The sequence below is a fragment of the Raoultella sp. genome, from assembly GCF_039594335.1.
GTDB lineage: Bacteria > Pseudomonadota > Gammaproteobacteria > Enterobacterales > Enterobacteriaceae > Klebsiella.
The window spans coordinates 39,744-61,798 of the sequence record NZ_JBCNNS010000001.1 but is presented as its reverse complement, the minus strand read 5'-3'; the positions used below and the strand labels follow the sequence as shown (position 1 = coordinate 61,798).

Annotated in this window: 27 protein-coding genes, 1 other RNA gene and 1 pseudogene; 13 read left to right on the top strand and 16 right to left on the bottom strand. The window is 52.8% G+C overall.

Annotated elements, in window-relative coordinates; translation table 11 throughout:
• Window positions 1-426: 426 nt before the first annotated feature.
• The 5 genes from garL to ACZAHD_RS00345 all read left to right on the top strand — a co-directional run bounded on the left by garL (window position 427) and on the right by ACZAHD_RS00345 (window position 4,090).
• Window positions 427-1,197 (top strand): 2-dehydro-3-deoxyglucarate aldolase, encoded by a 771-nt coding sequence (gene garL, locus ACZAHD_RS00365; protein ID WP_462455022.1) that lies wholly within the window; start codon window positions 427-429, stop codon window positions 1,195-1,197.
• On the top strand, window positions 1,091-2,116 hold the full coding sequence (gene garR / locus ACZAHD_RS00360; protein WP_462455021.1) for a 2-hydroxy-3-oxopropionate reductase: 1,026 nt from the start codon (window positions 1,091-1,093) through the stop codon (window positions 2,114-2,116). The genes garL and garR overlap by 107 nt, the downstream gene beginning before the upstream one ends.
• Window positions 2,117-2,177: 61 nt before the next feature.
• Window positions 2,178-3,323: a glycerate 2-kinase gene (garK, locus tag ACZAHD_RS00355; RefSeq protein ID WP_462455020.1), complete on the top strand. Its 1,146-nt coding sequence runs from the start codon at window positions 2,178-2,180 to the stop codon at window positions 3,321-3,323.
• A gap of 32 nt (window positions 3,324-3,355) precedes the next feature.
• An RNA gene (gene rnpB / locus ACZAHD_RS00350) (RNase P RNA component class A) lies at window positions 3,356-3,734 on the top strand.
• A 197-nt stretch (window positions 3,735-3,931) separates the two neighbouring features.
• A complete protein-coding gene (locus ACZAHD_RS00345; RefSeq protein WP_462455019.1) occupies window positions 3,932-4,090 on the top strand; it encodes a replication initiation protein in 159 nt (52 codons plus the stop codon).
• 208 nt (window positions 4,091-4,298) lie between these two features.
• On the opposite strand, the gene ACZAHD_RS00340 is transcribed toward ACZAHD_RS00345, so the two are convergent.
• The 3 genes and pseudogenes from ACZAHD_RS00340 to ACZAHD_RS00330 all read right to left on the bottom strand — a co-directional run.
• Window positions 4,299-4,655 carry a hypothetical protein gene (locus tag ACZAHD_RS00340; protein ID WP_462455018.1) on the bottom strand — a complete coding sequence of 119 codons (357 nt, stop codon included), beginning with the start codon at window positions 4,653-4,655 and terminating at the stop codon, window positions 4,299-4,301.
• The gene (locus ACZAHD_RS00335) at window positions 4,652-4,978 is read right to left on the bottom strand and encodes a hypothetical protein (RefSeq protein WP_462455017.1); all 327 of its coding nucleotides are present in this window, start codon (window positions 4,976-4,978) and stop codon (window positions 4,652-4,654) included. The genes ACZAHD_RS00340 and ACZAHD_RS00335 overlap by 4 nt, the downstream gene beginning before the upstream one ends.
• A 413-nt stretch (window positions 4,979-5,391) precedes the next feature.
• A pseudogene (locus ACZAHD_RS00330) lies at window positions 5,392-5,472 on the bottom strand (MbeD/MobD family mobilization/exclusion family protein); the annotation flags it as partial.
• A 406-nt stretch (window positions 5,473-5,878) separates the two neighbouring features.
• Here ACZAHD_RS00330 and ACZAHD_RS00325 point away from each other — a divergent pair.
• The 5 genes from ACZAHD_RS00325 to ACZAHD_RS00305 all read left to right on the top strand — a co-directional run bounded on the left by ACZAHD_RS00325 (window position 5,879) and on the right by ACZAHD_RS00305 (window position 9,045).
• A complete protein-coding gene (locus tag ACZAHD_RS00325) occupies window positions 5,879-6,256 on the top strand; it encodes a hypothetical protein (RefSeq protein ID WP_462455016.1) in 378 nt (125 codons plus the stop codon).
• Between the two features lie 10 nt (window positions 6,257-6,266).
• Window positions 6,267-7,802 carry a colicin E3/pyocin S6 family cytotoxin gene (locus tag ACZAHD_RS00320; protein ID WP_462455015.1) on the top strand — a complete coding sequence of 512 codons (1,536 nt, stop codon included), beginning with the start codon at window positions 6,267-6,269 and terminating at the stop codon, window positions 7,800-7,802.
• Entirely contained in the window at window positions 7,802-8,053 is a 252-nt protein-coding gene (locus ACZAHD_RS00315; protein WP_462455014.1) for a DUF7683 domain-containing protein, read from the top strand. The genes ACZAHD_RS00320 and ACZAHD_RS00315 overlap by 1 nt, the downstream gene beginning before the upstream one ends.
• An 88-nt stretch (window positions 8,054-8,141) precedes the next feature.
• Window positions 8,142-8,639, top strand: coding sequence for a hypothetical protein (locus tag ACZAHD_RS00310; protein ID WP_462455013.1), 498 nt, complete (start codon window positions 8,142-8,144; stop codon window positions 8,637-8,639).
• Window positions 8,629-9,045: a hypothetical protein gene (locus ACZAHD_RS00305; RefSeq protein WP_160704394.1), complete on the top strand. Its 417-nt coding sequence runs from the start codon at window positions 8,629-8,631 to the stop codon at window positions 9,043-9,045. The genes ACZAHD_RS00310 and ACZAHD_RS00305 overlap by 11 nt, the downstream gene beginning before the upstream one ends.
• Before the next feature lie 194 nt (window positions 9,046-9,239).
• Here ACZAHD_RS00305 and ACZAHD_RS00300 read toward each other — a convergent pair whose 3' ends face one another.
• Together ACZAHD_RS00300 and ACZAHD_RS00295 are read right to left on the bottom strand one after the other, a co-directional pair.
• Window positions 9,240-9,407: a hypothetical protein gene (locus ACZAHD_RS00300; RefSeq protein ID WP_462455012.1), complete on the bottom strand. Its 168-nt coding sequence runs from the start codon at window positions 9,405-9,407 to the stop codon at window positions 9,240-9,242.
• A 24-nt stretch (window positions 9,408-9,431) separates the two neighbouring features.
• The gene (locus ACZAHD_RS00295) at window positions 9,432-10,133 is read right to left on the bottom strand and encodes a pirin family protein (RefSeq protein ID WP_462455011.1); all 702 of its coding nucleotides are present in this window, start codon (window positions 10,131-10,133) and stop codon (window positions 9,432-9,434) included.
• Between the two features lie 104 nt (window positions 10,134-10,237).
• Here ACZAHD_RS00295 and ACZAHD_RS00290 point away from each other — a divergent pair, with 104 nt between their 5' ends.
• A complete protein-coding gene (locus ACZAHD_RS00290) occupies window positions 10,238-11,134 on the top strand; it encodes a LysR family transcriptional regulator (protein WP_462455010.1) in 897 nt (298 codons plus the stop codon).
• Between the two features lie 38 nt (window positions 11,135-11,172).
• On the opposite strand, the gene ACZAHD_RS00285 is transcribed toward ACZAHD_RS00290, so the two are convergent.
• The 11 genes from ACZAHD_RS00285 to ACZAHD_RS00235 all read right to left on the bottom strand — a co-directional run bounded on the left by ACZAHD_RS00285 (window position 11,173) and on the right by ACZAHD_RS00235 (window position 18,594).
• Window positions 11,173-11,541, bottom strand: coding sequence for a DUF805 domain-containing protein (locus ACZAHD_RS00285; protein WP_032690620.1), 369 nt, complete (start codon window positions 11,539-11,541; stop codon window positions 11,173-11,175).
• 127 nt (window positions 11,542-11,668) lie between these two features.
• Entirely contained in the window at window positions 11,669-12,655 is a 987-nt protein-coding gene (locus ACZAHD_RS00280; RefSeq protein WP_462455009.1) for a glutathione S-transferase family protein, read from the bottom strand.
• 77 nt (window positions 12,656-12,732) lie between these two features.
• Entirely contained in the window at window positions 12,733-13,125 is a 393-nt protein-coding gene (locus ACZAHD_RS00275; protein ID WP_438343861.1) for a DoxX family protein, read from the bottom strand.
• Window positions 13,126-13,438: 313 nt separating this feature from the next.
• Entirely contained in the window at window positions 13,439-13,735 is a 297-nt protein-coding gene (locus ACZAHD_RS00270) for a YqjK-like family protein (protein ID WP_462455008.1), read from the bottom strand.
• Entirely contained in the window at window positions 13,732-14,130 is a 399-nt protein-coding gene (locus ACZAHD_RS00265) for a phage holin family protein (RefSeq protein ID WP_462455007.1), read from the bottom strand. Before ACZAHD_RS00265 ends, ACZAHD_RS00270 begins: the two co-directional genes overlap by 4 nt.
• A gap of 2 nt (window positions 14,131-14,132) precedes the next feature.
• Complete coding sequence (locus ACZAHD_RS00260; RefSeq protein ID WP_462455006.1) at window positions 14,133-14,438, bottom strand: ElaB/YgaM/YqjD family protein; 306 nt, start codon at window positions 14,436-14,438, stop codon at window positions 14,133-14,135.
• A gap of 44 nt (window positions 14,439-14,482) precedes the next feature.
• Window positions 14,483-14,851 carry a DUF1090 domain-containing protein gene (locus ACZAHD_RS00255; protein WP_462455005.1) on the bottom strand — a complete coding sequence of 123 codons (369 nt, stop codon included), beginning with the start codon at window positions 14,849-14,851 and terminating at the stop codon, window positions 14,483-14,485.
• Window positions 14,852-15,001: 150 nt separating this feature from the next.
• Entirely contained in the window at window positions 15,002-15,379 is a 378-nt protein-coding gene (gene mzrA, locus ACZAHD_RS00250) for an EnvZ/OmpR regulon moderator MzrA (RefSeq protein ID WP_462455051.1), read from the bottom strand.
• A gap of 8 nt (window positions 15,380-15,387) precedes the next feature.
• Complete coding sequence (gene yqjA / locus ACZAHD_RS00245; RefSeq protein ID WP_032690625.1) at window positions 15,388-16,050, bottom strand: DedA family general envelope maintenance protein YqjA; 663 nt, start codon at window positions 16,048-16,050, stop codon at window positions 15,388-15,390.
• 336 nt (window positions 16,051-16,386) lie between these two features.
• Window positions 16,387-17,163 carry a transcriptional regulator ExuR gene (gene exuR, locus ACZAHD_RS00240; RefSeq protein ID WP_462455004.1) on the bottom strand — a complete coding sequence of 259 codons (777 nt, stop codon included), beginning with the start codon at window positions 17,161-17,163 and terminating at the stop codon, window positions 16,387-16,389.
• A gap of 129 nt (window positions 17,164-17,292) precedes the next feature.
• Entirely contained in the window at window positions 17,293-18,594 is a 1,302-nt protein-coding gene (locus tag ACZAHD_RS00235) for an MFS transporter (RefSeq protein ID WP_462455003.1), read from the bottom strand.
• A 482-nt stretch (window positions 18,595-19,076) separates the two neighbouring features.
• Between ACZAHD_RS00235 and uxaC the strand changes: the two genes are divergently transcribed.
• Both uxaC and ACZAHD_RS00225 read left to right on the top strand, forming a co-directional pair.
• Entirely contained in the window at window positions 19,077-20,489 is a 1,413-nt protein-coding gene (gene uxaC, locus ACZAHD_RS00230; protein ID WP_462455002.1) for a glucuronate isomerase, read from the top strand.
• 18 nt (window positions 20,490-20,507) lie between these two features.
• The gene (locus ACZAHD_RS00225; RefSeq protein ID WP_462455001.1) at window positions 20,508-21,995 is read left to right on the top strand and encodes a UxaA family hydrolase; all 1,488 of its coding nucleotides are present in this window, start codon (window positions 20,508-20,510) and stop codon (window positions 21,993-21,995) included.
• The last annotated feature ends 60 nt before the right edge of the window (window positions 21,996-22,055 follow it).

Here is a 22,055-nt window from a genome sequence, read left to right as displayed (position 1 = left end):
GAATGTCAGGTGTTTTGCTTTAGATGTGTGATCCCAGTCACTCATTGTTGCGGGAGCAAATCCGCGGCAAAGAGAAATCAATGGAACTGTGCATCAGCGCCCACTGACTATGGCGTATGCACAATTTTAATGATTATTTATGCCATCTTATGGGGGTTTTGCACGGTGTTCTATAACCGTGAGCTGATTATACTGGGTCATGCTTGCTATGTACCGGATGAGTAAATGGGGGCTTCTGATATTGGTTTATAAATAATGAAGCGACACGCCAATAATAAATGAAGCAACATGCTCTGCTTCAACGCAGCGCTAATCTTTGTCGGGTGTTTGGCCTGATAGCAATGACTTACGATCTGTTTATTATCGGCGACATTCAACATATAGAACTGCAGAAATAATTAACGGTTAAGTGACAAGGTATAAGTGATGAATAACGATATCTTCCCCAACAAATTTAAGGCGGCTCTGGCGGCGCATCAGATTCAAATTGGCTGCTGGTCCGCCCTGGCCAGCCCCATCAGTACCGAAGTGTTAGGTCTGGCCGGTTTCGACTGGCTGGTGCTGGATGGCGAGCATGCGCCGAACGATATCTCAACCTTTATCCCCCAACTGATGTCGTTGAAAGGCAGCGTCAGCGCGCCGGTTGTGCGCGTACCGACTAACGAACCGGTAATCATTAAGCGTCTTCTGGATATTGGTTTCTACAACTTTCTCATCCCGTTCGTGGAAAGCGAAGAAGAAGCGATCAGCGCCGTTGCCGCCACGCGCTATCCGCCAGAAGGGATTCGCGGCGTTTCCGTGTCTCACCGCGCCAATATGTTTGGCACGGTGCCGGATTACTTCACGCAGTCGAACAAAAACATCACCATCCTGGTGCAAATCGAGAGCCAGCAGGGGGTGGACAACGTTGATGCGATTGCCGCTACGGCGGGCGTTGACGGTATTTTTGTCGGCCCAAGCGATCTGGCCGCCGCGCTGGGACATCTGGGCAACGCCTCTCACCCGCAGGTCCAGCAGGCTATCCAGCACATCTTTGCGAGCGCGAAAAAGCACGGCAAGCCGAGCGGCATTCTGGCGCCGGTAGACGCGGATGCGCGCCGCTATCTGGAATGGGGCGCGACCTTTGTCGCCGTTGGCAGCGATCTGGGCGTATTCCGCTCCGCCACACAGAAACTGGCTGATTCCTTTAAGAAATAGCCGTCACCGCAACAAGAGAGATAAAGAGATGACAATGAAAGTTGGTTTTATTGGTCTTGGCATCATGGGTAAACCCATGAGTAAAAACCTCCTCAACGCGGGTTACTCATTGGTGGTGACCGATCGTAATCCGCAAGCCATCGCAGAAGTGATTGCCGCAGGCGCTGAAACCGCCGCTTCGGCGAAAGCGATAGCCGAACAGTGTGAGGTGATCATCACCATGTTACCAAACTCCCCGCATGTGAAAGAGGTGGCGCTGGGCGACGGCGGCATTATCGAAGGGGCGAAGCCGGGCACCGTACTGATTGATATGAGCTCTATTGCACCGCTGGCGAGTCGCGAAATCAGCGATGCGCTAAAGGCGAAAGGTGTCAATATGCTGGATGCGCCGGTCAGCGGCGGCGAGCCGAAAGCCATTGACGGTACTTTGTCCGTCATGGTTGGCGGCGATAAAGCGATTTTTGACCAATATTATGACCTGCTGAAAGCGATGGCGGGCTCTGTCGTGCATACCGGTGATATCGGCGCGGGTAATGTGACCAAGCTGGCCAACCAGGTGATCGTGGCGCTGAATATTGCGGCCATGTCTGAAGCATTGACCCTGGCGACTAAAGCAGGCGTGAACCCGGATCTGGTGTATCAGGCAATTCGTGGCGGTCTGGCCGGCAGCACTGTGTTGGATGCCAAAGCGCCCATGGTGATGGATCGCAACTTTAAACCGGGCTTCCGTATCGATTTGCATATCAAAGATCTGGCGAATGCGCTGGATACCTCCCATGGTGTGGGCGCACAGCTGCCGCTGACTGCGGCGGTGATGGAGATGATGCAGGCGCTGCGCGCTGACGGTCTGGGTACCGCCGACCACAGCGCACTGGCGTGTTACTACGAAAAACTGGCGAAAGTGGAAGTCACTCGCTAACAAGAAGGGCGGATGACGCCCTGTCATTCTTGCCTTGCGCGGCACTGTCAGGCTAATAACTATGAAAATCGTAATCGCCCCAGACTCGTATAAAGAAAGCCTCTCGGCCACTGAGGTTGCCCAGGCTATAGAAAAAGGTTTTCGGGAGATTTTCCCCGATGCGCTGTACGTGAGGGTTCCTCTCGCCGATGGTGGAGAAGGTACCGTTGAGGCGATGATAGCCGCGACGCAGGGAACCAAAATGAGCGCCTGTGTGACGGGGCCGCTGGGGGGGCCGGTTGATGCCTGTTGGGGGCTTTCCGGGGATGGTCACACCGCATTTATTGAAATGGCGGCGGCCAGCGGGTTGGGGCTGGTGCCTCCCGCGCAGCGCAATCCGCTATTGACGACCTCACGCGGTACCGGTGAGCTGATTTTGCAGGCACTAGAACATGGGGCGAGAAATATCATTATTGGCATTGGCGGCAGTGCGACCAACGACGGTGGCGCGGGGATGGTGCAGGCGCTGGGGGCGCGGCTTCGCGACGCGAACGGTGTTGATATCGGTGACGGCGGCGGCAGTCTTGCCTGCCTGAATTCGATTGACCTGTCGGCGCTGGATGTTCGTTTGCAGGGATGTTCAATTCGCGTGGCCTGTGATGTCTCTAATCCACTGGTTGGCGAGACGGGCGCTTCGTGGATTTTCGGCCCGCAAAAAGGGGCGACGGAAGCGATGATCCTCGAGCTGGATCGTAATCTTGAGCACTATGCGGATGTGATTAAGCGAACTCTGCGCGTCGATGTCAAAGAGGTCGCCGGAGCCGGAGCCGCAGGTGGCATGGGCGCGGCGCTGATGGCGTTTCTGAATGCTGAATTACGTAGCGGTATCGAGATTGTGACCCAGGCGCTAAATCTGGAAGAGCATATTCTTGACTGTTCGCTGGTCGTGACCGGTGAAGGAAGGCTCGACAGTCAAAGCATTAGCGGTAAGGTGCCGGTCGGCGTCGCGAGCGTGGCGAAAAAATACCATAAGCCGGTGATTGGTATTGCCGGTAGCCTGACCCGTGATGTCGGCGTGGTACATCAGTACGGTATCGACGCGGTATTCAGCGTGCTGACCACGATCACGAGCCTGGAGGAGGCCTTCCGTGGTGCATCGGACAATATTTATCGCGCTTCACGGAATGTTGCTGCGACTTTGCAGGTTGGGATTGTGATGGAAGGATGACAACCGGCGGTAAACCTTTTATACTTCGCGCCGAAGCTGACCAGACAGTCGCCGCTTCGTCGTCGTCCTCTTTCGGGGGGAGACGGGCGGAGGGGAGGAAAGTCCGGGCTCCATAGGGCAGGGTGCCAGGTAACGCCTGGGGGGGAAACCCACGACCAGTGCAACAGAGAGCAAACCGCCGATGGCCCACGCAAGCGGGATCAGGTAAGGGTGAAAGGGTGCGGTAAGAGCGCACCGCGCGACTGGTAACAGTTCGCGGCACGGTAAACTCCACCCGGAGCAAGGCCAAATAGGGGTTCACAAGGTACGGCCCGTACTGAACCCGGGTAGGCTGCTTGAGCCAGTGAGCGATTGCTGGCCTAGATGAATGACTGTCCACGACAGAACCCGGCTTATCGGTCAGCTTCCTCATTCACCGAAAACCCCCGTCAGTAATGGCGGGGGTTTTTGCTTATTGCATAGAAATAAAAAAAGATGAATGACTGTCCACGACGCTATCCCTAAAGACAAAGCGGCTTAGCGGTGTCATTCTGCTGTTGTGGCCGCGGTTTCTCATTCCACGCCTGACACTCGGTTCCGGGTAGGCAGTTCGCTCCAGGATGGACTGTATGCACGAACCCCCCGTTCAGTCCGACCGCTGCGCCTTATCCGGTAACTATCGTCTTGAGTCCAACCCGGAAAGACACGACAAAACGCCACTGGCAGCAGCCATTGGTAACTGGGGATTAGTGGATTTAGATATTCTGAGACTTGAAGTGGTGGCCTGACTGCGGCTACACTGAAAGGACAGTTTTGGTATCTGCGCTCCACTTAAGCCAGTTACCTTCGGGATAAAGAGTTGGTAGCTCTGAATTCCGGCAAACGAACCACCGTTGGTAGCGGTGGTTTTTTTGTTTACAGAGCAAGAGATTACGCGCAGAAAACAAGGATCTCAAGAAGATCCTTCATATGGCTAGTATTCGGACTGAAATTCTTTCATCCAATGTGATAGTTCGTATCAATCTCAGGGAATCCATGACTTCCTTTTTTCATCCCCAGCCAACAGGCATCTTTATGTTTATGAGTCAGATACATATTTATTGCCACTAACCCCATTGTTATTGATTGAAACTTGTCGGTCCCATGGGCTTCATCTTCTCGCAATATTTTCCCTCCTGAAGATATTCGCACAGCTGTTACCCATACATAATCAATAACACCCTCATGATTTATCTCAACATTTATCGGTAACCACATCTCTACACTTAGAGATGCGCCCAGAGATTCTGAATAAACATCTCGCTCAAAAAAAGGTTTGCCTATCTTACTGAAATCTATGTTCATTTTTTTCACAGCTCATGAGATTGTAATATATAAGACCTGCAGAAATTTTGTTTTTCAATTCCTATATTAAATTGCTGCATTCGGCATGTTGATGAAGCTCTTGATGAATATCTAAGCAGTTTACTACAGAAAGCATTCCATTCATTCACGTTTACTGTTGGAACTGGTTTTTGTCTGTCAGGTGTATTTTCTGCGACTGTCATGCAATCTCTATAAAGCAACAATCTGTCCGGATTGGACATTTTACTTTCATCTAAACCATCTTTACTCATCTCTTTCGAAACCGAGGAAAAAGACTTAACCATCAGCAATATGAGTAAAAAATTTTTCATCTGTCGCGCTCCTGATTTTGGCCTGTTCCTGCATGAGAAACGTTCCGCAACACAGAAATCATCAAAATCGGTTCTGATCCGCCGGCTGACCGGATTGAACATAACAGTGCCTGGCCGCACCGCTCCGGACGGGGTCGGCGCAAATGCGGCATCAGTCCGGCAAAACCGGCAGTAAACCATCCCGCAAACTGCGCATTCTGCACCTGATAAATTTCGCCGCCATGCATAGCCATGCAGCCGGGTGAATGGCTCAGGCTTTCAGCACCCATCCTTGCTGAAAGCCCCGTTTTATCCGGTTTGTTACAGCGACGGCCCGTTGTACGTCCGCTGCCGCTGCGATCGTTCCAGCTCCAGTGCTTTCTGATGCTGCGCCGCGCGCTCCTGCTCCCGGTGCGCCTCAATGCCGTCCAGTCTCATGACAACCGGCGCAGCTGCTCGCTCAAACTCTGCACCTGCCTACTCAAGCCCGTAACGCGCTCGCTCAGCGCCGCGTTCTAGCGGTTAGCTTCAACTCGTTCAATGAGCAATACCCTTTTTCACTAGTCATCATCATACCCACCCAAGATACTTTCACCTCCGCCGCTCTGAAGCGGGACAATCACATCATCCATGAAGTCCTTTCTTTGATATTTCACAGACCGGATGAAAATCTACGAAATATTCATGCAACGAATATTTTGAAATTACGTTTTATTTTTATTGAAAATAACTTCCTTGGTGTGGGCGTTATTTGTACAATAGATTACGTATGAGGGAAAATTCACAACAAGCAGAGGGACTTATGCAGCAATACACTAATGAACTTACCGCCGAAATACTGGCAGCCTTTGACCAGTCACCAGTCACCAGTCACCAGTCACCAGTCACCAGTCACCATTCACAGCTGAGCAGCTCGCGGAAATGAACGAAGAAGCCCGTAGCCTGATCGCTGAAAGAAATGACTACAACCTCGCTCATCCAGTTACAGTCGCTTATCTGGTCGCTACAGAAGGCAGCTTAACCCGCGATGGAGGAACGGTTTTCAGTGAATACAACGGGCAGCAGATCGAAATTGAGGGCGGTGTACGGCTAAATGTTTCTCTTGTGGGTGATGAGGTTCGTTATCCGGATGGAGCCTCCGCGAAGATTAGCACCGGGGCAGGAAATACTTCTGGTGACTCCGTCGCTCTTGTTGGTAGTTCACTCGATAACGGCGACGAAATAATCAGTAGCCCTCAGGGAAGTGTCAGAAGGTCAGTCCGGGCCGGAGAATCCTTACCAGAAAACTTTCTGAAATAAGGCGGTCACTATGGCATCGGTAAACAGAGGCTGTACGGTTCACGGTAAAAATGTTGGGCTACACGGGGATAAAACCTCAACAGGCGCACAATGTATTGCCGCTCGCCCCGGTATGTCGGTCATGGGCAAGTTAAAACTCTACATTGGTGATAAGACCACACCTTGCCCGAAATGCGGGGAAGTAGGGGTAATTATTACCGGCGATCACCGACAAAAGAATGGCGAAGCTGTCGCCGTAGATGGTTCGGTCATTCACTGCGATTGCCCGATGGGCTCAAACTTCCTTATCGCCCCCGGAACGGTGCAGGTCAATGATCCTTTCGGTGTTTTAGAACCACCAGTAAATAAAGCCGCCGCCGCTGCGGCAGCGCTGAGTGCATTACCTGTCTTTGCAAAATCCTGTCTACGGGGGGAAGGTTGCACCGACGCAGGGACCGATCAGGAATCCGTTGATAATTTCGGTCATGCTGGCTATTACTGTGCAACTCCTCAAGCGGAACAACCAGAAGAAGAACCCGTTCAGCATGCACAGGCAGCAAAGAAACACAAACCAGCTGAACCAACACCACCACCAGAAGACAACCGCCCGTGGTATAAGCGCCTTTTCAGTTCCCCGGATACAACTAAAGCCGCTGTGACAGCAGGAACGGCAACAGCAAGAGCCGCGACAACTGCCGGGATTACGACAGGTGCGACGACTGAGGCCGGGTATGCGACATTGCAAAAAATCGGCGGGAACCTTACTGCCGCTGGTCGTTGGATTACGCCTAACCCCTCAACAGTTTTTCTATTCGGTATGTTCTACTCGCCAAAACTCAACAGCGGCGAGCAGGACTATATCGACAGGATGCGCCTTGAACAGGCAGCACAGAAAAAAGAAGATGTTCCAACCCGCGTGCGTTTTCGCTGGGAGGCTGACCAGTACGGCACCATGAGACCGAAAGGATTCCACGTCAGCGCCAGAGGCGGGCAGGATAAAGTTCCGGTGCGGATGCTTCAGAAGAACACCACTACGGGGAATTACGAATTCTGGGAAGATGGTGCAACTAAACCGATTATTGTCTGGACACCAGATGATCCTGGATATGCTTCACCTTCCAACACTGGCAAGCAGGATAACGTCTACATTCCGCCGAACGTGCTGGTTTACCCGGAAAGTGAAATCGACAGCCCGTGGTCAACGGAAACACCCGCACCGGGAGAACGCTCCTTCCGGGATTATATTCTTGTACATCCAGCCGGGATCTTTGACCCAGTTTATATCTATCTAAACGCGGCTCACAAATACCACACACCTCCAAAAGAAAATCCGCCGTTGCCGGCATTCCCTGATGCAAAAAAAGCACAGGCTAAAACCCCTGTGAAAGGTGGTGGGAAATTGCGAAATAGATGGAAAGATTCTGAGGGGAAAATTTATGAATGGGATTCACAGCATGGCACAGTCGAGGTGTATGATCGTTCTGGTCGCAATCACTTAGGCGAGTTCAATCATATTACTGGAGAGCAAACAAAACCTGCTAATCCAACCAGAAAGGTGGAGAAATAATGATAGTTTACACAATTGATGCTTACAGCAAGGTAGATGAAAATTTACTTTTTGAAATCAATATACCAGAAAAAAATGCCAATACATTAGCCGAAATTATGGGATTAAACGCTGAGGATAAAGCTGATTTCATGCATGGTATTGGTGTTTACAATATCAACAAAGAACAAGCCATTCTTTTGGAGGTATTGCTAGGTAGGACATTTTACTCCAGTGATCTTACCCTGCAACTTTCGGCTGGAGAAATTTGACACTTGGCTCAAAAAGCAAACCAGTCTAGCTGACCCAACCAGAAATGTAGAAAAGTGATGATAATCAATTCTGTGGAAGTACCGCTTCATGTTCAATGAATACACTGACCTGAAAAGTGCTCTTGGACTTTCCAGCCGTTCAATCACTCATCGGTGGAATGAAACAGGCGTTAGCGATATCGAAGGTTACGCGACACACATCGAGAAGCTGGCGAAATACGTCAAATGGATGGAAACAGCCGGGAAGATCGGCATTGGCCTTTCAGCATTGGATACCGCAGCGAAGATCACGGAAGCCTGCACTGTGGGGCGAGATTGTGCGAAAACGTCATTTACCTCCATTGGTGAGTTTTCCGGTAGCCTAATCGGTGGTGCGATAGCTGGAAAAATTGCGGGTACAGCCGCAGCAAATACCGTCTGTGCGATAGTGCTTGGCGCTGCAACCATAGAAGCCGCAGGTGCCGGAGCATTACTTTGTACGCTCGGCGTAAATGGCGCTATTGCATATGGGAGCGATAAAGCCACATCAGCGTTCGGTGGCTTCGTTGGTGAATCGCTATATGAGGTTACAAGCAATGACCATTAATGTTCTATTTAGCGCCAAGACAACAGTAATTATTGGAGCACTTGCTTTCGGCTTCGGTATAGCCAGTATCATAGCCTCAATTCTGAACAGGGATAGATTTAAAGAGATCTGCATCCTGTATAAAGAAAAATACGGTAGTTTGCCCGATGCTGTATTGCTGTTCGAGAACGTCAACACGCTTTATGTCAAAGTGGCATACAGCACAAAAGTGAGTTTTATATACGTGCCGCTGTTGTGGAATAAAAGCTCAATCCTGACCAAAAACGATGACAAGGACTTTATTCGTGGCCTACCAAAACGGCTTATTGGCCCGTTCTACGTGGAGATATACCTGGCGGTTGTCAGTCTGCTGTTTTTTATCATTGGTGTGTTACAAATGTTAGCAATTAGGCATGGCTGGGTGTGAAAGGAGCTTCACTCGGTGGCTTTGCTCTGAGACACAAAGTGAGATACAGTCTGCGACACAAGACAACCCCTGCGCCGTAGATACCTGACGTATGGTTGAACGGAGCCGGCTTATCAGTCAGCTTCAACTCATTCAAAAACGCCCTGCGCAGGATAAGCTAAGCAGGGCGTTTTGCTATTTCTGAAGGTGACCGTTCAGGCGGCGTTTTCTTCATCCTGAATCCGCATCTCGGCTTCTGAAACAATGGCTTCCAGTTCGCTGAGCATCTCTTCATAGCCAAAACTCATGGTCTGCGTTGGCTCCGTTAACAGCGGCTCGGGCGACGATACGGCTTTCTTTGCTTTCTTCTTATGCTTGCTCACTGACAGACTCCATGACTCCCGTTATTACACCGGTAAATCTATCAGTAAAGCGCGCAGCGGCGTGTCAGCAACGAGGGTAATGTTAGCTTCGTCACGAATAAACGCTCCGTCACCGCAGGTCAGGGCCTGTTTTTCTTCTTCATCGGCGACCGCATGCACCGTTCCATGGATCGATTGCAGGTAGGCGCGCGGCCCGTGGAGCCGGACATCAACCTGTTCGCCTTTGGCGAGATCGAGGTGGTGGATCCACACCTGCTGACGCAGCTGTAAACTGTTTTGCGCGCCGTCAGGCGACGCGAGCAGCTGTTGCCCGCTACCGGCGATAGCCATTTTCTGCACCAGCGGATTTTCTCGCTGCGAGCAGGCATCCAGCCACAGCTGCATCCGCGTCAGCGAACCGTCTTTACTCAGATTGTGCTCGCTGTAACTCACCCCTGGCTGAGTGGATATCAGCAGCGCTTCACCGGCCTTTGCCTGCACATGGTTGCCGTCACTGTCACGATATTCCGCTTCCCCTTCCAGAATCAGGTTCAGGATATCGACTTTCGGATAGGTACGCGGTTGAAACGACGCGCCGGGTGCCAGAACTTCCTGGTTGAGGACGCGCAAAGACGCGTAGCCTAACAGTTTAGGGTCAAAGTAGTGTCCAAAGGAAAAGGTGTAGCGGGCCTGCAGCCAGCCGAAATCTGCTTGTCCGCATTGTTTGGCTGTTCGGGTAGTAATCATTTTCTTGACCTCTCTTTACACTAAATCAATGGTAAAGGTATGGACGCTGTATTGTTAGCCAGATATTCTGCCCGGTATATTCAAATTTCCTGAATGAGAGTGCTATGGCCAGAGAGAGAGCATTAACGCTGGAAGCGTTACGCGTAATGGACGCTATCGACAGGCGCGGGAGCTTTGCTGCTGCGGCTGATGAACTCGGACGAGTGCCCTCAGCCCTCAGCTACACCATGCAAAAGCTGGAAGAGGAGCTGGATGTGGTGCTGTTTGACCGCTCAGGACACCGGACAAAATTCACCAACGTTGGGCGGATGTTACTAGAACGCGGGCGCGTGTTGCTGGAAGCGGCCGATAAACTCACCACCGATGCCGAAGCGCTTTCGCGCGGCTGGGAAACGCATTTGACCATCGTGACGGAAGCCCTGGTACCGACCCGGGGCTTCTTTCCGCTGATTGAGAAGCTGGCGACCAAATCGAATACCCAACTGTCGGTGCTTACCGAAGTGCTGGCTGGCGCGTGGGAGCGGTTGGAACAGGGGCGTGCGGATATTGTGGTCGCCCCGGACATGCATTTTCGTTCCTCATCGGAGATTAACTCCCGCAAACTCTATTCGGTACTGAGCGTCTATGTCGCTGCACCGGATCACCCCATTCACCAGGAGCCAGAGCCGCTTTCCGAGGTGACGCGGGTAAAATATCGTGGGGTGGCGGTGGCTGATACCGCCCGCGAGCGTCCGGTTCTGACGGTGCAATTGCTCGACAAACAGCCGCGCTTGACGGTCAGTACCATTGAAGATAAACGTCAGGCTCTGCTGGCGGGATTGGGGGTGGCGACGATGCCCTATCCGCTGGTCGAGAAAGACATCGCCGAAGGGCGCTTACGGGTTGTCAGCCCGGAATATACCAATGAAATCGACATCATTATGGCGTGGCGCCGCGACAGCATGGGCGAAGCGAAGTCATGGTGTCTGCGGGAGATCCCTAAGCTGTTTGCCGGGAAATAAATCCGCTATGCGCTCCTTCCGCGGGAGGAGCGCATCTTTCACGATGACAGGGGTTTGGGATCCGGCCCGAAACGGTTGTTGCCGGGCGTACCGTTCTGGCAATTGAAGAGCAGAATGATCAGCCAGCCAATAACCGGAATCAGCATCAGCAACAGCCACCACGCCGAGCGATCCGTATCGTGTAAACGGCGAAACTGCACCGCCCACCACGGTAAAAAGACCAACACGCCATAAATCGTCGTCAGGATGCCTTCACCTCCTGCGCGCTGCCATCCCAGCATTTTATCGATGATGCTTAGTACGCCGGTCAGGATGATGTTGACCAGAATAAACATCCAGTACTCTTTGCGGCGTGCGCGGCCGCCAAATCCAATATAGTTTCTCAGTACTTTTAAATACCAGTCCATTTTTACGCCTCGATTAACGGTCAATCACTTGTTTTTAAAGCGATCGCAATAAGAATAGACGTGAATAGCAGGCGGGTAAATATTCAGGATTTGAAAATATCGGGCGCCGGGAATGGCGCCCGTCAGGTTAGCGGAACAGAAGGTCCCGGCCGTGCGGCTCGCTGAGATCCTGATGAGGTCCGACGGAGATAATCCCGGTTGGGTTTATCATTTTATGGCTGCGATAGTAGTGGTTGCGGATGTGGGGAAAACTCACCGTCTCTGCAATGCCTGGTATCTGGTAAATATCGCGCAGGAAACCATACAGATTGGGGTAATCGCTGATCCGGTGTTTGTCGCACTTAAAGTGGGTCACGTAGACCGGGTCGAAACGCACGAGGGTAGTCCACAGACGAATATCGGCTTCGGTCAACTGGCTGCCTGTCAGATAGCGATGCTGGCCCAGAATCTGCTCCAGGCGCTCCAGCGAGGTAAACACGGCATCGACCGCTTCATCATAGGCCTGCTGGCTGGTGGCGAATCCGGCTTTATAGACGCCGTTATTGACGTTGTCGTAGATCCAACCGTTAAGTGCATCGATATCTTCGCGCAGCGCAGGCGGGTAGTAATCGCCGGCGGTGGCGCCCAGATCGTCAAAGGCAGTATTAAACATACGGATGATTTCAGCCGACTCATTACTGACAATCGTATGCTGCTTTTTATCCCACAGCACCGGCACCGTGACGCGTCCGGTATAGTGCGGATCGGCGTGCAGGTAGAGCTGATAGAGGAATTCATGTTGATACAGCGTATCGCCGGTCGCTTCGGGAAAATCGTCGGCGAAAGTCCAGCCGTTTTCCAGCATCAGGGGATGCACCACCGAGACGGAAATAAAAGGATCCAGGCCTTTGAGCTTGCGCAGAATTAAGGTGCGGTGCGCCCACGGACAGGCAAGGGAAACGTACAGGTGATAGCGATCTTTTTCTGCGGCAAAGCCGCCGTCGCCGGAAGGGCCCGGCGCGCCATCGGCGGTCAGCCAGTTGCGGAAGGCTGAAACGGAACGCTTGAAACGCCCTCCGGTGGCTTTGGTGTCGTACCAGGTATCGTGCCAGACGCCGTCGATTAATTGTCCCATTTTTTCCTCCTTCAGACTTCAGATAGCAAAAGCGAGGAGATGTCTCCTCGCTTTGTTCTTCACTCAGTATAGTGTGCTTACCACTTTTTATTCAGCACGCGGTCGATGCTGAATGCGCCCGGACCGGTGATGGCCAGCAGCAGGAAACCGCCTGAGATGGTCAGGTTTTTCATGAACATCAGCGAGTTCACGCCTTCAGCAAAGTTGCTGTGGAACAGGAACGCGGTCAGCAGGGTGAAGCCTGCGGTGAACAGCGCGGTGGTACGCGTCAGGAAACCGAACAGAATCGCCAGACCGCCGCCGAACTCCAGCAGAATGGTTAACGGCAGTAATGCACCCGGTACGCCCATGGCTTCCATATATTGTTGAGTACCCGCATAACCGGTGATTTTTCCCCAACCTGCAGTGATAAACAGGATTGGCATCAGAATGCGTGCGACCAGTACACCAACATCTTCTAATTTTTTCATTTCTTACTCCAGAAAACCCAAAGGGCGGCGATTTTGTTTTTTGATGCAATCCTGCGTAGTTACGCGGGGTCGCTGTCGATGGAGTGAATATTAACGAGGCTCGAAAGGAATTGTTAGCAAGGAAAACTGTAGATCTTCATCAAAGATTCTGAGTGATGACGAACAGCAGACAGGACGTGACCTGGGCAATGAGCAGGGATGAATGTCGCCGCCACTGGCTGGAGTGGCGTCGGAACAGCAGCACCAGCCACAAAGCGTTTACGCTGCGAAAAAAGGAAAACAGAAATTTGCGGACTGGTGGCGAGAAGGGCGTTTAGAGGGACGATGTCTGGCGCAGCAGGCTTTTTGCCATGCGCCAGGTACTCCAGAGACCGAAGCCGCGTTTAGTCCAGCGCAGTAAAAAGCGCGGATGGCGAACGGACCAGACGGCCATGATACCGCTGCCGACCACCGCCCAGGAGCGAAGGTGCTGGAAGGTCTGCCAGCCGCGGTCGAACGGGGCGGTCGCGTCGAGCCAGTCGCGGCGGCTGGCGATTAAATCCAGCCGCTGCTGTTGGATCTGGCGCAGCAGCAGCGCTTTCCGCTGCTCGCGTTCCTGTTTGCTGCTCATCGGTGTTCGTCCTCCAGCAGAGTGCGGTCTTCAGCCAGCTCTTTGCGCGTCAAGCGCAGGAAAGTCGAACGGCGGGCTTTACGCAGCGTCCAGATGCCACCGATTAACGAGCTGAGAAGCAACACGGCGGTGGTCGCAATCATCACGTACAGCCGATACTGGGGATCGATGGCCCAGATGATCAGAACCAGCAAGCTCATCAGGCCAAAGGCGGCAAACAGCAGCGTCAGCCCCAGCATCAAAAACAGCTGGAAGAGGTTCGCCTTCTCTTCCTCCAGCTCCACGACCACCAGGCGCAGGCGCGTTTCCACCATTTCAACCAACAGCGTAATGATCCGCTGGCCAATACCGAAAACGCGCTTGCCAGGCCCCTGCGTGTGTTGAGAATCCGCCATAATTAACGACGCGTCAGCAGGACACCCAGCACCAGCCCGACGGCTGCGCCAATCCCTACACCGGTCCACGGATTTTCGCGGACGTACTCGTCGGCGCGAGCGGCAGTTTCACGCGTTTGTCTGACGATGGCATCGCTGGTTTCACCCAACCGGACGCGGCTTTCCTTCAGTGCACTTTCTGCCTTGCTACGCAGTTTGCCAATCTCTTCTTTTGACTTATCCGCGGAGGAGTTCAGCACTTCTTCCAGGGTATCAGCCAGAGTCTTCAGTTCTGCACGCAGATCGTCTGCAACGTTGTCTTTAGGCATCTTTCTCTCCTGTAGAGTGGGTCCATAACGTAAAAAGTAACTCACTAGTAATCACGCGACTCAAGCGTTTTCAGCTCTTGCTGCGCTTCATCAAGTTTATGCTGGCGCTTGCTGATTTTATCCGCATCACCTTTTTGCCGGGCTTCCTTCAGGTCGCGCTGACGTTCAGCAATCTCTTCACGCTGTCTGGCGATTTTTTGCTGATGAGCGGCTCTGAGCTGGCTGTCGCTGCAGTTTGCTCTGACCTGGCTGAGTGCTTTATTCAGGCCATCGATACGGCTCTGATTGTGGTGTTTCTCAGCGTAGCTAATCTCACGCTTGATATCCTGCTCTTTTTCCTGACAAAGAGTGTTAGCAAAGGCGCTGGCGCTAAGCGATCCCATGACCATGAGCAGAACGAGGCGGTATTTCATGAATGCTACCTTCCATTGTGTGAGGGCATATCTGGGAGATGTGCCCGATCCAGTCGATAAACGTCAGCCCGGCGGCTCCCGTAGTCTTAAGCATAGTAAGTAAAACGAGAAACCACCAAACTGCGTGAAAATATTCAGAATTTTGGCCGGTTACCCAAACCTGTGTGGCGCATCGCGCAGACGGGAGAGCCATGCTGTCGGCGTATTCTCTTCCTCCAGCAAAGCAATAATATAACCATGTGGCAGGGCGCGGCCCAGCACTTCTTTTGCGGCGATGCCCTGGGCGCTGGAATCAAATTTGATCAGCAGACCGTCTTCTTGTGGGGTGATACTTTTAAAACGAATACCGTTGGCGTCGAGATGATGCCAGACGGAAAAACCATCAGGCATGCCAACGCCCTGAGAGACAGGGTGGATAGTCAGGGTTGATTCCTGTTGCTGCACCGCCAGCCATAGCCACAACAGCGCGCACAAAAAAACAGAACCGCCCAGCAGCCAGCTCATCCGGCGTAGGGAGAGGCTTTTTATGGCCATTATCAGCTCCGGCTTCTGTATTTTTTCTTCCACAGGACAACTAACGAGCCGATTAAGCCAAACACCAGCAGCACAACCGGCAGTAGCATCAGGCAGGACATCAGCTGATCCTCATATTTAAGGAATACCGGGGTTTTGCCCAGCAGGTAACCCAGGGTGGTCAGAATCAGAACCCACAACAGGCCGCTCATCCAGTTAAAGAACTGGAAGCGGGCATTGTTCAGACCCGAAAGTCCGGCAATGGTCGGCAGCAGTGTACGAACGAAGGCAATAAAGCGGCCCATTAACAGGGCGGAGAGTCCGTGTTTATGAAACAGGTGATGTGCGCGCTGGTGGTAGTGGGAGGGCAAATGTGAAAGCCAGTTTTGCACAATCCGCGTATTGCCGAGCCAGCGGCCCTGAATGTAGCTGAGCCAACACCCCAGGCTGGCTGCCGTCGTCAGCAGAAGCAGGGTTTCCGGAAAACCCATCGCCCCCTTGGCTATCAGAACGCCGACCAGGACCAGCAGGCTGTCGCCGGGTAAAAAGGCGGCGGGAAGCAGGCCGTTTTCAAGGAACAAAATCATAAATAAGACAAAATAAAGCATACCGATCATGGAGGGATTCGCGAGGGTCTCGTAATCCTGGCTCCATAAAGCATTCAACAATTGGGTTAATAGTTCCATTCACGATTCCTGGTACATCGGTTAACGGTATGTCTGAACGCAGTGTGTATCGCGACATAGATTCTTATTCGATTATGGTCGCTGTTGGTGCGTTCTGAACGGTTCCCTGTTAAAAGTGAAATCAGCGCAAGCCCACTTCAGAACGTCAAAATGCATCTAATTGTAACAAAAACACTGAGTTTACGTCAGAAAAATTGCAGTCAGATGTCCGTTGATTTTGCTGATTGCGGCGGCGGGTGGCGAGTGTCTTTACACAGGCTGACACTATATATGTTTGCTTACCCTGGCGGGTTTACGGGCAGGCACTGACCGCCTGCCAGAAATGAAGATAACCGCTTATTTTGCGCCGTTGGCTGCGGTATCGAGGTGAACGACCGGATTTTCTGCAAACAGATAGCGGTCGGCATTGAATTCAAAATCGTCGCTGGTCTCGTTGAACAACATCAGCTTAGTGTTCTCCAGATGCTGCCACATGGCCAGTTTCGCCGCGTGTGGATCTTTGCGGATCAGCGCCTTCAGAATTTGGTCATGATCGTCACACCAGTGATCCATTGTGCGCAGGTCGATATGGTCATGGAGCTTTTTCCAGTACGGGTTATGCACACGCTGGGTCCACATTTTTTCAATGATAGCGGCTAATGCCGTATTTTGCGTCGCCAGGGCAACCTGGACATGAAACTGGAGATCCCATTCCGAATCGCGGAAGCATTTCTCTTTACGCGCCTTCTCCTGGATCTCCATCAGCTTCATGATGTCCTGCTTGGTCACCTGGGTGGCGGCGAATTCGGCAATATTGCTTTCAATCAGCTGACGCGCCTGTAGCAGCTCAAAGGGACCGTAGCTGGCAAACTCCACGGTTTCATCAACCACCTGTTGATGCTTCGGATGGTTGGAGATAACGTGGATACCAGAGCCCTTGCGCACCTCCACATAGCCTTCCACTTCCAGCATGATAATGGCTTCGCGAACTACGGTGCGGCTGACGCTCTTTTCATCGGCGATAAAACGCTCTGCAGGCAGCTTATCGCCCACAAGGTAGACACCTTGTTCAATACGCGCCTTCAGCTCGGCAGCCAGCTGCTGATACAAACGACGCGGTTCTGTGATTTCCATATTCGCTCCCGGAAGATGGCGACAGTATTAAATTTGTTATACCACTTTTCTGCACATTTCACCACAGTAAGGCATGAAAAAGCCGCCTTCGAAGAGGCGGCCTGGTAAGCTGTTCTCACCGTATCATGACTAGCTTTGCGTCGCCGGCTTCGTCGTTTTGAGCGGCGGGGCGTCGTCATCGGCTGACTTGTTCTTCAGTACGGTCCAGATGACAAGGGCGCCCAGCAGATCGAAGACCGCCAGTACGGCGAACAGCGGGCTGAAACCGATGGTATCTGCCAGAGCGCCGACCACCAGGGCGAACATGGTACTTGCCATCCAGGCCGCCATACCGGTCAGGCCGTTTGCCGTAGCCACTTCATTACGGCCAAATACGTCAGAAGAGAGCGTAATCAGCGCACCAGACAGCGCCTGGTGAGCAAAGCCGCCGACGCACAGCAGGGCGATAGCCACGAACGGACTGGTAAACAGGCCGATCATCCCCGGGCCAATCATCAGCAGTGCGCCCATGGTCACGACCATTTTACGCGACACAATCAGGTTAACCCCGAACCAGCGCTGGAACAGCGGCGGCAGATAGCCACCAACAATACAGCCCAGGTCGGCAAACAGCATTGGCATCCACGCGAACATGGCGATCTCTTTCAGGTTAAAGCCATAGACTTTAAACATGAACAGCGGGATCCAGGCATTGAAGGTCCCCCATGCTGGTTCTGCAAGGAAGCGCGGCAGCGCAATGCCCCAGAACTGGCGGTTGTGTAAGATCTGCCACGGAGACATTTTCTTGCTGTTGTCGGTCTGGTGTTGCGATTCCTGACCGCCAATGATGTAGTCGCGTTCTTCGGCGGTTAATTTTTTCTGGTCGCGGGGGTGTTTATAGAAGACCAGCCACGACATTGCCCAGATAAAGCTTAAGACACTGGAGATGATGAACGCCATCTGCCAGCTGTGCATCACAATCGCCCAGACCACCAGCGGCGGGGCGATCATTGCACCGATTGAAGAGCCCACGTTGAAGTAACCCACGGCAATCGAACGTTCTTTTGCCGGGAACCATTCGGAGCTGGCCTTCAGACCTGCCGGGATCATCGCCGCTTCCGCCGCGCCGACCGCGCCACGAGCCAGCGCTAATCCGCCCCAACTGCCCGCCAGAGCCGTTGAACCGCAGAAAACAGCCCAGGCGATAGCGAAGAAGGCATAACCGATCTTCGTCCCCAGCACGTCAAGGACGTAGCCGGCCACCGGCTGCATGACGGTATAAGCAGCTGAATAGGCTGCGATGATATAGGAGTACTGTTGGGTGGAGATGTGTAACTCTTGCATCAGAGTTGGCGCAGCCGCAGCCACAGTGTTACGCGTCAGGTAACCCAGCACGGTGCCTACTGTCACCAGCGCGATCATGTACCATCGTAACCCTTTAATTTTACGCATGTAAAACCTCATCGTTTGTTATATCTCCGCAGCGAGTGCGGCCATCTTCAAACCCTGTAACAGGGAGTGAGAAGGAGAAACGGAGGGCTCAGAAGGGAAAACCCATATGGCCCGAACCTTGCCTTCAATTGTTTTGCTAAATTCGGCGTCCATACCGGTCAATGCGATGTAATGAATCATCGCTAATGCATTCCAATGGTTTATATGTTGCGACGGCAGAAAGATAACTTGTCATACATCTTTAAAGGTTGAGTACCGTCACAAAAGCAGGAAAGTTCATGGGGGTATTATTTCTTGCACGCAAAGCCAGTTATGGTGCGGCCTGCGTGAGGGTTTACTGCCGGAAAGGGGCTTTTTTTGTCAGCGTTTATTGATCTGACTCACGAAAAAGATTTCGGCGTGTAGAAATTGGTGTGATAACTTTGTCAGCATGATAGTCAATCATCTGAAGGGCTCCTCAATGGAGCGAAGAGGAAATGAAAATGACACCGTTTATGACCGAAGATTTTCTGCTTGATACCGAGTTTTCCCGCCGTTTGTACCACGGCTACGCCAAAGACCAGCCGATTTTCGACTATCACTGCCACCTTCCGCCGCAGCAGATTGCCGAAAATTATCGCTTTAAAAACCTGTATGACATCTGGCTGAAAGGTGATCACTACAAATGGCGTGCGATGCGCACCAATGGCGTGCCCGAGCGTTTGTGTACCGGCGATGCTTCGGACCGTGAGAAGTTTGACGCATGGGCGGCAACTGTACCGCATACGATCGGCAATCCGCTTTATCACTGGACGCATCTGGAACTGCGCCGCCCGTTTGGCATTACAGGTAAGCTGCTGTCTCCGTCCACCGCTGATGAAATCTGGAATCAGTGTAACGATCTGCTGGCCCAGGAGCGCTTCTCCGCCCGCGGCATCATGACGCAAATGAACGTAAAAATGGTCGGTACCACCGACGATCCGATCGATTCGCTGGAACATCATGCGGCGGTGGCGAAAGACGCGACCTTCACGACCAAAGTGCTGCCAAGCTGGCGTCCGGATAAAGCGTTCAACATTGAGCAGGTGACGTTTAACGACTACATGGCGAAGCTGGGTGAAGTCTCGGATACCGACATCCATCGCTTTGCCGATCTGCAGGCTGCGCTGGTCAAGCGTCTGGATCACTTCGCCGCGCACGGATGTAAAGTCTCCGATCATGCGCTGGATGTCGTGCTGTTTGCCGAAGCCAGCGAAGCTGAACTCGATAGCATCCTTGCCCGTCGTCTGGCAGGTTCCATCCTGTGCGAGCAGGAAGTCGCGCAGTTTAAAACGGCTGTGCTGGTTTTCCTGGGGGCAGAATATGCCCGTCGTGGCTGGGTGCAGCAGTACCACATTGGTGCGCTGCGTAACAATAATCAGCGTCAGTTCAAGCTGTTAGGGCCAGATGTTGGCTTTGACTCCATCAACGATCGCCCGATAGCGGAAGAGTTGTCCCGTCTGCTGAGTAAGCAGAATGAAGAAAACCTGCTGCCGAAAACCGTTCTTTACTGCCTCAACCCGCGCGATAACGAAGTGCTGGGTACGATGATCGGTAACTTCCAGGGGGAAGGGATGCCGGGCAAGATGCAGTTTGGTTCCGGCTGGTGGTTCAACGATCAGAAAGACGGCATGGAACGACAGATGACCCAGCTGGCTCAGCTTGGGCTGCTCAGCCGTTTTATTGGCATGTTGACTGACAGCCGCAGCTTCTTGTCCTACACCCGCCACGAGTATTTCCGCCGCATTCTGTGCCAGATGATCGGCCGCTGGGTTGCCGCGGGTGAAGCGCCGGCAGATATTCAACTGCTGGGCGAGATGGTGAAAAATATCTGCTTTAACAATGCGCGTGATTACTTTGCGATTGAACTGAATTAAGACCAGAGGTCGGTTGTTATGCAATACATTAAAATCCATTCGCAGGATAACGTTGCTGTCGCGTTAGCCGATATGGCGGCGGGTACCCAGGTCACGATTGATGATGATGCGGTCACCTTAAGCCAGGATGTGGTCCGTGGTCATAAGTTCGCGCTACGCGCGATTGCGAAGGGAGAAAACGTCATCAAGTATGGTCTGCCCATCGGTCATGCGCTGGTGGATATTGCGCCAGGCGAGCATATTCATGCCCATAATACACGTACCAACCTGAGCGACCTTGATGAGTATCGCTATCAACCGGATCTTGCCGAGCCGTCGGCGCAGCCGGCCGACCGCGACGTGCAACTCTATCGTCGTGCTAACGGGGAGGTCGGGGTGCGCAATGAGCTGTGGATCCTGCCGACCGTCGGCTGTGTCAACGGTATCGCCCGTCAGATTCAGAACCGGTTCCTGAAAGAGACCCACGAAGCGGAAGGCACCGACGGTGTCTTCCTCTTCAGTCACACTTACGGCTGCTCGCAGCTGGGTGATGATCACCTCAATACCCGCACCATGTTGCAAAATATGGTGCGTCACCCGAACGCCGGGGCAGTGCTGGTGATTGGCCTGGGCTGTGAGAATAACCAGGTCGATGCGTTCCGTGAAACCCTCGGCGAGTTCGATCCTCAGCGCGTTCACTTTATGATCTGCCAGAAGCAGGACGATGAAGTGGAAGCGGGAGTTGAGCATCTGCATCAGCTTTATGCGGTGATGCGCCACGACAAACGTGAGCCAGGCAAACTGAGCGAGCTGAAGTTTGGCCTTGAGTGCGGTGGATCGGACGGCCTTTCGGGGATTACCGCGAACCCGATGCTGGGGCGTTTCTCGGATTACCTGATCGCCAACGGTGGCACCACCGTGCTGACGGAAGTCCCAGAAATGTTCGGCGCGGAGAAGCTGTTGATGAGCCACTGCCGCGATGAACAGACCTTTGACAAGCTGGTAACGATGGTGAATGACTTTAAACAGTACTTCATTGCACATAACCAGCCCATTTACGAGAACCCGTCGCCGGGTAACAAAGCGGGCGGGATCACAACGCTGGAGGATAAATCGCTGGGCTGCACGCAGAAAGCGGGCTCCAGTGAGGTGGTGGACGTCCTGCGCTACGGCGAGCGTTTAAAAGTGCATGGTCTTAATCTGCTGAGCGCACCGGGTAACGATGCGGTGGCAACCAGTGCGCTGGCCGCCGCGGGCTGCCATATGGTGCTGTTCAGCACCGGTCGCGGCACGCCGTACGGCGGTTTTGTGCCGACGGTCAAAATCGCCACCAACAGTGAGCTGGCGACGAAAAAGAAACACTGGATCGACTTCGACGCTGGCCAGCTGATTCACGGTAAAGCGATGCCTCAACTGTTGGAAGAGTTTGTGGATACCATCGTGGATATCGTCAATGGTAAACTGACCTGTAATGAGCGCAATGATTTCCGTGAACTGGCTATCTTCAAAAGCGGTGTCACGTTGTAATGATCCTCATCCTGTTTGATCATCACGCCGGATGGACAGAACACCTGGTCGGCTTACAAG